The sequence below is a fragment of the Salinibacter sp. genome (genome assembly GCF_036626415.1).
Classification (GTDB): Bacteria; Bacteroidota; Rhodothermia; order Rhodothermales; family Salinibacteraceae; genus Salinibacter.
This window is the reverse complement of the sequence record NZ_JAZKRW010000119.1, coordinates 1-8811: the sequence shown is the minus strand read 5'-3', so window position 1 is coordinate 8811 and position 8811 is coordinate 1. Positions and strand designations below refer to the sequence as shown.

The following is an 8811-nucleotide window of genomic DNA, read 5'->3' as shown; positions in this document are numbered from 1 at the left end:
AGGGCGCCGATCACGCGCACCCCTCGGTCGTCGCCCAGTGAAAAGTCGCTGGTAAACCCGGACCGGAGGAGGCGCGTCTCGCTGTGCTGGCGAAAGCCGTCTTGGGCAAGATATGACGAGTAGACGCTTAGCTGATGGGGCCCGAGGTCCGGGGTCACCTGTACGTCGGTTTTCGACAGCCCGTAGGAGCCGACGGTCTCTTTGAGCCGCACCGTGTGGCCGGCGTCCTGGGGAGGGCGGGTGGAGAGGGATAATACGCCCCCGCTCGCATTGCCCCAAAAGGTGGAGGCCGGGCCCCGAATGAGCTCCAGCGAGCGGACGAAGGACGGGTCGATGATGTGCACCACCGATTGGCCGTCCGCCGTCGTCAGTGGAATGCCGTCGAGGAGAATTTGAATTCCGCGCACGCCAAATTGGGCCCGCCACCCGAGTCCCCGGATCGTGATGCGGTCGCCGAGGGCAAAGTGCGTGCGGCTCTGAACGGAGAGGCCCGGAAGTCCGGCGGACACCTGTTCGAGCGACAGCGAAGGGGTGCTGTTGAGGTCTTGATCAGTTCGGGTCCGCGTGGCGGCGGAGAAGGACGGGGCCTCGTTCGCAATGCGGAACGGGGTGGCCGTGACCTCAACCGGTGCCATCTCGACCTGCATGGCCACGGACGTGTCCGGTGGTGCCTGAGCGGGGGCAGGGGGCGCGAAGCATCCAGCGAGGAGCACGAGCCCAACCCCATACAGCAGAGCGACGCGCATCGACGAAGGCATCATAATCCTCAAACGAATGGCGGAAGAACGCGAGCAGACGGAGAGCCCTTCCTTGGGGCGACGGACGAAAGGACACTTTGCGACGAAGTCCCTCCTCCCGGCGCCGGTACGCACGCCTGGTGGGGGCCCCAAGAGACGGAGGGCTGCGACCTACCACCCAATGCGGGGCGCGGTCGAGTCGGCAGGGGGCGGCGGATCCTGGGCCACCGCGGGAAGGGAGGAGGCTTCGTCCAGCGGCCGGATCTGAACGCCCGTGTAGTAGAATGAGAGGATCTCGCGGTAGCTCTTTCCCTGCTCGGCCATCGCGTGGGCGCCCCACTGGTTGAGGCCGACCCCGTGGCCGTGGCCCCGCCCAGTAAACACGTATTCCGGGCCGTCCCGACGAGCATCGAACCACGTGCTCTTCAGGGAGACGCCGTCGACCCGCTCGTTGACGACGGACCGGAAGGTGCTCGCTTCCATCTCCGTCTCGCCATCGGTCGAGAAGAGAACGTCGACCGTCGCCAGCCGGCCGTTCGAGGTGCGGTCGCCAAGCAGAAACCCCTCAACGGAGGCGCCGTGATGCAGCGAGAGCGCCTGCAAGAGGGCCCGGCGGTTCACACGCGTTGTCCACCGGTGCTTGGGAGACACCTGATCGTACGGGTCCTCCTTGCCCCGCAGGTAGGGAAGCGAGGGACTGTCCGTCCAGACGTCTTCGTTGTTGGCGGTGTGGCCACCGCTCGACGAGAAGTAGACCGCCTGGATCGGGGCCCCGTCGTAGGTTAGAATCTGTCCCTGCGTCTCACGGGCGGCCCGGCGTGCGGCCTCGGTGATCACCTCTTGCCCCCGGTATACCTGAGAGGCGGTGCCATCGACGTGGTCGTAGTCGTCCTCATGATGCTTGGCGGCGAACAGTGCGTAGGTGCGGGCCACGATCGCCATCGCACGGGTTCCGGCCCGGTCGCCGAGCCCGTACTCCGCGGCAACCACGCTCGCCACGTAGTCCTGAAGGGGCACCCGGTTCACCAGCTGAAGGCCTGAGCTGGAATCGGCGGGGCGGAGGTGGAGGTGCCCCGTGTACGTGCGGGTGGACTCGGACGGCAGCGTAAGCGTCCAGCCGCCCCCGCCCGAGGGCGCGAGGCGGAGCGACCGGGCATACAGGTTGGCCTCCCCACGCCGGGCATAGACGTCTCCCTGGCGACGCCCCAGCGTCACGGTCTCGCGGGGATCGAGGCGGAGGACCGGAGAATTGCCCCGGGGGAGAAGCACCGAAAGCGGGTTCTGCTCTGGGGTCAGGCGGACGGACTCGACGTTCGTCCCGTGGTGGAGCCGGACCTGCACCCAGTCTGTACTGTCGGACGCCGATTGCGCCCCGGCCGGCCCCGGCGCTCCGGCCCCGAGCAGAACCACGGCGTACAGCAGCCCAGGAAGGCCCCAGACGTCCGGGCAGAGAATCTGGTGAAATTCGCGCCAGTGCATTTACAGTGTGAGGTCTTCCGTTGACATTCCAATGACTGGCCTGTTTCTGCCCAACAGCGATGCTCCTACGGTGCAAAATGGGGGCTTCGTTCCCGGTGGGTGTCTGTCCGCGCCGTCCGGTCCCACAATCCCTCTCGGTCGTTCCCACAGTCCATGATTGTCGACACGCACGCGCATCTGTACCTCGACCAATTTGACGACGACCGGGACGCGGTACTGCGTCGAGCCCATGGGGCTGGTGTGGATGTGATTGTGATGCCGGCGATCGACGTGCCCTCCATCCAGCAGGCCGTAGATCTATGCGAGGAACGCGAGGGGCTCTACGCCATGGCGGCGCTGCATCCCTCCGAAACGGAAGACGCCACCGAGGAGGCGTTCGAGGCGGTGGCGGAGTGGTGCGCCCACCCGAGCGTGGTGGCGGTGGGCGAGAGTGGGCTCGACTACTACTGGGACCGGTCGTTCGACGATCGGCAGCAGCACTTCTTCCGCAAGCACATCCGCCTCGCCATTGAGGCCGACCTGCCTTTGGTGATCCATAATCGCGACGCCGCGGATGACATTCTTGCCATTCTGGAAGAAGAGCATGCCCGGGCCGACGTCCCGGAGAAAATGCGCGGGATCCTCCACTGCTACGTCGACCCGCCCGACGTGGCCGAGCGGGCGTGGAATCTCGGGTTCTACCTGGGGGTGGGGGGCATCATGACGTTCTCCAACAGCGACGTGGACCAGTACGTGAAGGAGGTGCCGCTCGATCGCATTGTCGTGGAGACCGACAGCCCATACCTGGCCCCGGAGCCAAACCGGGGCGACCGGAACGAGCCGGCGTACGTGCGGCACGTGGTCGCGCGGCTCGCGGAGATCAAAGATCGCCCGTTGGAGACCGTCGCCGAAATCACGACCCGAAATGCCCGGGCGATTTACGAGCTTGATGGCACACGATGACAGACAGTGGGGCCCTCTGCCCCCGGCACTTGGGGGCCGAATGGGGCCCACATCACAACGAAAAACGCCCCGACCGGGATGTCCCGATCGGGGCGTTTGAATGACCGCCGGCCGCCACGGTGCGTGGCGGTCGCGGGGCGATGTAGAGGGACGTGGACGTGTCAAGTCCGCCCGCGTCCGAATGGCAACACCTACTCCTCGTCGCCTTCGTCGACCACTTCGTAATCGGCGTCGTGGACATCCTCGTCCTCGGTGCCCGCGGCGCCGTTGTCGGGGCCTGCGCCGCCCGCGGGGCCGCCCGCTCCGGCACCGGGGCCTGCACCTGCGCCCGCGGCACCGGCGCCCGCTCCAGCCGCAGCGCCCTGCTCGGCCTGCTGCTGCTGCGCCTCGCGGATCTCTTCGCCGGCCGCCGACCACGCAGAGTTGAGTTCATCGAGGGCGTCCTCCAGCGCGGTGATGTTCTCGTCGGCGCTGGCGGTCTCAAGCTCCTCATTGAGCGACTCCAGGGCGTCCTCGAGAGTCGAGCGCTTGTCGTCAGGAATCTTGTCGCCGTATTCCTCAAGGCCCTGCTCCACGGAGTAGGCCATAGAGTTTGCCTCGTTGATCGTGTCGGCGCGCTCCTTGCGCTTCTCGTCCTCCTCGGCGTGCTTCTCGGCCTCTTCCTTCATCTTCTCGATCTCCTCGTCGGAGAGGCCGCTGTTCGCCTCCACGCGGATCGACTGCTCCTTGCCGGTGTCCTTGTCTTCGGCGGACACGTTGAGGATGCCGTCCGCGTTGATGTCGAACTTCACCTCAATCTGCGGCGTGCCGCGCGGGGCCGGTGGGATGCCGTCCAGGTGGAAGCGGCCGAGGGTGCGGTTGTCCTTGGCCATCTCGCGATCGCCCTGAAGGACGTGCACCTCCACGGACGTTTGGTTGTCGGCAGCGGTGGAGAACACCTCGCTCTCCTTCGTCGGGATCGTGGTGTTCTCCTCAATCAGCGTCGTCATCACGCCGCCGAGCGTCTCGATGCCGAGGTTAAGCGGCGTCACGTCCAGCAGCAGCACGTCGTCGACGTCGCCACTGAGCACACCGCCCTGCACGGCCGCGCCGAGGGCCACTACCTCGTCCGGGTTGACGGACTTGTTGGCCTGCTTGCCGAAGAAGTCCTGCACGGTCTCCTGCACGAGCGGCACACGGGTGGACCCGCCGACCAGAATGACCTCGTCGACGTCGCTCTTGGAGTGGCCCGCGTCGTCGAGGGCCTTCTTCATTTGCGGCACTGTCTTCTCTACCAGGTCCCCGATCAGGTTCTCGAACGTGGCCCGGTTGAGGGTCATGTTCAGGTGCTGGGGCCCCTCGTCCGTCGCCGTAATGAACGGCAGGTTGATCGTCGTCGTCTTGGCGCTCGACAGTTCGATCTTGGCCTCCTCGGCGGCCTCCTTCAAGCGCTGCAGGGCCATCGGGTCGTTCCGAAGGTCGATGCCCGTGTCCTGCTCAAACTCATCGGCAATGTGGTCGATGAGGCGCTTGTCGAAGTTGTCGCCGCCGAGGTGCGTGTCCCCGTACGTGGCGTTTACCTCAAAGACGCCGTCGCCGAGCTCCAGAATGGAGACGTCGAAGGTGCCACCGCCGAGGTCGTACACGGCGACCACCTGATCGCTCTCGTCGTCCAGCCCATAGGCGAGGGACGCCGCCGTCGGCTCGTTGATGATGCGCTGCACGTTCAGGCCCGCAATCTCGCCGGCCTCCTGCGTGGCCTTCCGCTGCGCGTCGTTGAAGTACGCCGGCACCGTGATCACCGCGTCGGTGACCTCCTGGCCCAAATACTCCTCGGCCGTCTGCTTCAGCTTCTGCAGCACCACCGCCGAGATCTCCTGCGGCGTGTACTTTCGGTCGCCGATCTGGACGCGTGCGGTGTCGTTCTCGCCGCGGACGATCTCGTAGGGGACCTCCTCGATCTCGTCCTCGACCTCGTCGTAGAAGCGGCCCATAAACCGCTTGATCGAGGACACGGTGTTTTCGGGGTTCGTGATGGCCTGCCGCTTCGCAGGGGCGCCCACGAGGCGCTCGCCATCGTCTTTGTAGGCCACGACGGACGGCGTGGTGCGCGATCCTTCCGCGTTTTCGATGACTTCAGGGTCGTCCCCTTCCATCACCGCCACGACGGAGTTCGTCGTGCCCAGGTCAATGCCAATAACTTTGCCCATGAGTTCGTATGTGTTGGTTCGGATCAGTTCGAGAGTAAAAGGCGTGTCGGGGGTTCGAGGGGCGCCAGTAGGCGGCACCCTCGCTCTACATCGCCATGTTGCTTCATTCTCAAGAACGATGCCGCCCCGGGAAATGCGCGGATCTGTCCGCCACAATGTCAGGGTGACAGGAGGGAGTGCCCGCATCTCCCCGACGCGGCGTCAGGAGTGGTGGTGAGACGACCGCTCACTGAAAAGTTTGCAGAACGGCGGGCATGGTCCTTGGGGGCTTCTGGAATAAAATCGGTCCTTCTTTCTCCCAGGAAAAATTTCGCCAATATTGTTGAGGGACTGAGAAATTCTGGCGGTTGCTGCCTACCTTTTGACTGTCATGTACACTTCTGCAACCCTCCGCTACATTCCCAATCTGTTGACGGTTGGTCGGATTTTGGTGACCCCGTTGCTGCTCCTGCTCCTGTCGATCCCGAGTCGGGCCGGGCAGATGAGTGCGGTTGTTCTCTTCGTTCTGGCCTCCCTGACGGACTACTACGACGGGGTGCTGGCCCGTCGGTTTGGCGTGCGCTCGCGCCTGGGCCAGTACCTGGATCCCCTGGCGGACAAGGTGCTCATCCTCGGGACCTTCATCGCCCTCGCGATGGAAGCCCCTGACCTCGTGCCCTGGTGGGCCGTGGTGGCCATTGCCCTCCGCGACCTGGTCGTCACGGGGCTCCGGTCCTGGGCCGAGGCGTACGGGCAGACGCTCCACACCTATCGAGTGGCCAAGGGCAAGACGATGCTGCAGACCGCCTTTCTGTTCGGGGTGCTTATGCTCCGGGCGGCCACCCACTTTTCCCCGCCCCTGCGAGACGGAGCCCGGTGGGTCCTGTACGACAGCGGCGTTCCGGGGCTCGCCCTGACCGTCGTCGTGGGCTTCACGGTGGCGACCGGTGCGCTCTACGTATTTGCCCCGGTGGAGGAGAAGATGGAGATGGATTAGGGCTTCTCCAATGCAACCCGTGTGTTCGACTGACTCTGCTGGTCCGTCATGCCCACTTCCCAAGGTGCCTCTGTGCTGTCGTCGCCCGACCACGCCCGCGCCCTCGCCGATGCCCTGTTGCGCATTGACGCCGTCTCCCTCCGTCCCCACGACCCGTTTGCGTGGTCCTCGGGCCTCGCGGCACCCATTTATTGTGACAACCGGCGAACCCTCGCGCATCCCTCCGTGCGGCGATCCATTGCGGACGGGTTCGTACAGGGGGTCCGGGCTCACGACTGGGCGCCCCTCACCGTCGCAGGAACGGCGACCGCCGGCATCCCGCACGCGGCCTGGCTGGCCGAGCGGCTCGACGCGCCGATGGCGTACGTGCGCTCCTCGGCCAAGGAGCACGGAACGGGGCGGCGAATTGAAGGCGCGCGGCCAGAAGCCGGGGACGAGGTGGTCGTGGTGGAGGACCTCATTTCGACGGGCCGGTCCGCGCTGGACGCGGTGGCGGCCGTCCGGGAGACCGGGGCCACTGTGCTCGCTGTTCTGGCCATCTTCTCGTACGGGCTGGACGCGGCCCACACGGCGTTCCGGGAGGCCGACGTGCCCGGTCATGTCCTGACGACATTCCCCGTGCTCCTGGACGTGGCGCGCCGTCAGCACTCGCTCTCTGAGGAGGCCCAGGCTGTGCTCGACGACTGGCAGGCCGACCCGAAGGCCTGGTCGCGTGCGCACGGGCAATGATCTGCTTTCTATCTGCCGTGGATGCTCCCTGGAGGCTGACCTCCCCGTCGCGAAAACCCAGACGCACGTTCTTGTTGATCTTCCCCTGGCTCGCCCGCCGCACCGATGAAGGCACAGCTCCTCACCATTGGCGATGAACTGCTGATTGGGCAGACCACCAACACGAATGCCGCGTGGCTGGGGGGGCGGCTCAGTCGGCTCGGCGTGCGCATGACCCGGACGGTCACGGTGGGGGACACCCCTGACACCATCACTCAGGAGCTAGATCGGGCCTACGAGGAGGCCCGCCTCGTGATTTGTACCGGGGGGCTTGGCCCCACGCACGACGACCGGACGCGAGACGTGGTGGCCGAGTACTTCGGTGCGCCCCTCCGCACCGACGCCGACCTGCTCGCTCGCGTCCGTCAATACTACGAGCAGCGCAGCCGCGAGGTGCCGGAGTCCGGCCGTGCACTGGCCCAGGTGCCGGAGGGCTTCGAGGTCCTGGAGAATCCGGTGGGGGCCGCAGTCGGATTGTGGCACGAGGCCGCGGACGGGCGGCTGATCGCGGTCCTGCCGGGCATCCCCGCGGAGATGAAGGCCATCTTCGACGCCTCCGTGGAGCCGCGCCTCGAGCAGCAGCCGGGTGTGGGGGAGGTGCGCCACCGAACGCTCGTGACGGCGGGCATTCCGGAAACCCTGCTCCAGGAGCGGCTCGGCGACCTGTCCGAGGCGCTGCGCGACGATGTGTCCCTGGCCTACCTGCCCTCCACCAGCGGCGTGCGTCTGCGCCTCTCCGCCGATGCCGAGCAGACTCGGGCCGAGGCACGGCTCGACGAAGTGGCGGCGGTGATCCGAGAGCGGGCGGGCGACTACATCATCGGCACCGGCGACCTCACGCTCGAAATGGTGCTGGCCGACACGCTGCGCGACCGTGACGCCACGATCGCCGCGGCGGAGAGCGCAACCGGCGGACTCATTGGACACCGACTGACCGGCGTGTCGGGGGCGTCCGACTACTTCCTGGGAAGCGTCGTCGCGTACGCCAACGCGGTCAAGCAGGCGGTGCTCGGGGTGAGGGCCGAGACGCTCCGCGAGCATGGGGCGGTAAGCGAGGCCGTCGCCATTGAAATGGCAGACGGGGCGCGGGCCGCACTTGACGCGACCGTGGGCATCTCCACGACCGGCATCGCGGGCCCCACGGGCGGCACGCCCAAGAAGCCGGTGGGCACCGTGTGGGTGGGGGTCGCCGACGCGGATGGGGCGCACGCGACCCATCACCAGTTCGTGGAGGACCGGACCCTGAACAAAGAGCTTTTCGCCTCGGCGGCCCTGGAGCGCGCCCGCCGCAGCTTGGTGTAGCGGAGACGGCGCCTTCGCTTCTCGGGCCCTGTCCGGCCTGATCCATCCATCTCTCCAAGCGGATCTCCGTCCTGCTGCGAAAGGCTCGTCCGCAGTCTCCAGCGTGTCGATGCGCGCTTGCGACGATGCCCGCCCTTCACTATCCTTTCCAACGTACCAAAACGTCCGGAGAGGCCCTGCTCACCGCCCGATTCGTCGGGGGCTACTCGTTTGATATAATCGGTACTATGTCCAGGCCGCCGACATATTTCGCGGATCTAATCTGGTTGACATATGCACAGGCTCCCTTGCGCAACCAGTTGGGACCCAAAGGGTTGTGAGATTCGAGATGTGCATATGCTGAGTACCTTGATATAAACATAGGTTACCCTGCGGCTTATTTCTCTAGCGACTTTGTGTGGTGATGAGGATCATCGCT

Annotated in this window: 7 protein-coding genes; 4 read left to right on the top strand and 3 right to left on the bottom strand. The window is 65.9% G+C overall.

Features of this window, described 5'->3' with window-relative positions; translation table 11 throughout:
- A partial coding sequence (locus V5A20_RS11545; protein ID WP_332327392.1) for a TonB-dependent receptor plug domain-containing protein occupies positions 1-761 on the bottom strand: 761 nt, incomplete at its 3' end.
- A gap of 147 nt (positions 762-908) precedes the next feature.
- Entirely contained in the window at positions 909-2216 is a 1308-nt protein-coding gene (locus V5A20_RS11540; protein WP_332327391.1) for a SpoIID/LytB domain-containing protein, read from the bottom strand.
- Positions 2217-2369: 153 nt separating this feature from the next.
- On the opposite strand from V5A20_RS11540, the gene V5A20_RS11535 reads away from it, so the two are divergent.
- Positions 2370-3158, top strand: coding sequence for a TatD family hydrolase (locus tag V5A20_RS11535; protein WP_332316552.1), 789 nt, complete (start codon positions 2370-2372; stop codon positions 3156-3158).
- A 191-nt stretch (positions 3159-3349) separates the two neighbouring features.
- Here V5A20_RS11535 and dnaK read toward each other — a convergent pair whose 3' ends face one another.
- Positions 3350-5347, bottom strand: a complete 1998-nt coding sequence (dnaK, locus tag V5A20_RS11530) for a molecular chaperone DnaK (protein WP_332316553.1) — start codon at positions 5345-5347, stop codon at positions 3350-3352.
- Positions 5348-5717: 370 nt separating this feature from the next.
- Between dnaK and pgsA the strand changes: the two genes are divergently transcribed.
- The 3 genes from pgsA to V5A20_RS11515 all read left to right on the top strand — a co-directional run bounded on the left by pgsA (position 5718) and on the right by V5A20_RS11515 (position 8393).
- A complete protein-coding gene (gene pgsA / locus V5A20_RS11525) occupies positions 5718-6323 on the top strand; it encodes a CDP-diacylglycerol--glycerol-3-phosphate 3-phosphatidyltransferase (RefSeq protein WP_332316554.1) in 606 nt (201 codons plus the stop codon).
- 48 nt (positions 6324-6371) lie between these two features.
- Positions 6372-7052: an orotate phosphoribosyltransferase gene (pyrE, locus tag V5A20_RS11520; RefSeq protein WP_332316555.1), complete on the top strand. Its 681-nt coding sequence runs from the start codon at positions 6372-6374 to the stop codon at positions 7050-7052.
- Between the two features lie 105 nt (positions 7053-7157).
- Complete coding sequence (locus tag V5A20_RS11515) at positions 7158-8393, top strand: competence/damage-inducible protein A (protein ID WP_332316556.1); 1236 nt, start codon at positions 7158-7160, stop codon at positions 8391-8393.
- Positions 8394-8811 lie beyond the last annotated feature (418 nt).

Bases quoted from the DNA above. Each gene is read 5' to 3' on its own strand.
- V5A20_RS11540 (WP_332327391.1), bottom strand. From the start codon at position 2,216: ATGCACTGGCGCGAATTTCACCAGATTCTCTGCCCGGACGTCTGGGGC.
- V5A20_RS11535 (WP_332316552.1), top strand. From the start codon at position 2,370: ATGATTGTCGACACGCACGCGCATCTGTACCTCGACCAATTTGACGAC.
- dnaK (WP_332316553.1), bottom strand. From the start codon at position 5,347: ATGGGCAAAGTTATTGGCATTGACCTGGGCACGACGAACTCCGTCGTG.
- pgsA (WP_332316554.1), top strand. From the start codon at position 5,718: ATGTACACTTCTGCAACCCTCCGCTACATTCCCAATCTGTTGACGGTT.
- pyrE (WP_332316555.1), top strand. From the start codon at position 6,372: ATGCCCACTTCCCAAGGTGCCTCTGTGCTGTCGTCGCCCGACCACGCC.
- V5A20_RS11515 (WP_332316556.1), top strand. From the start codon at position 7,158: ATGAAGGCACAGCTCCTCACCATTGGCGATGAACTGCTGATTGGGCAG.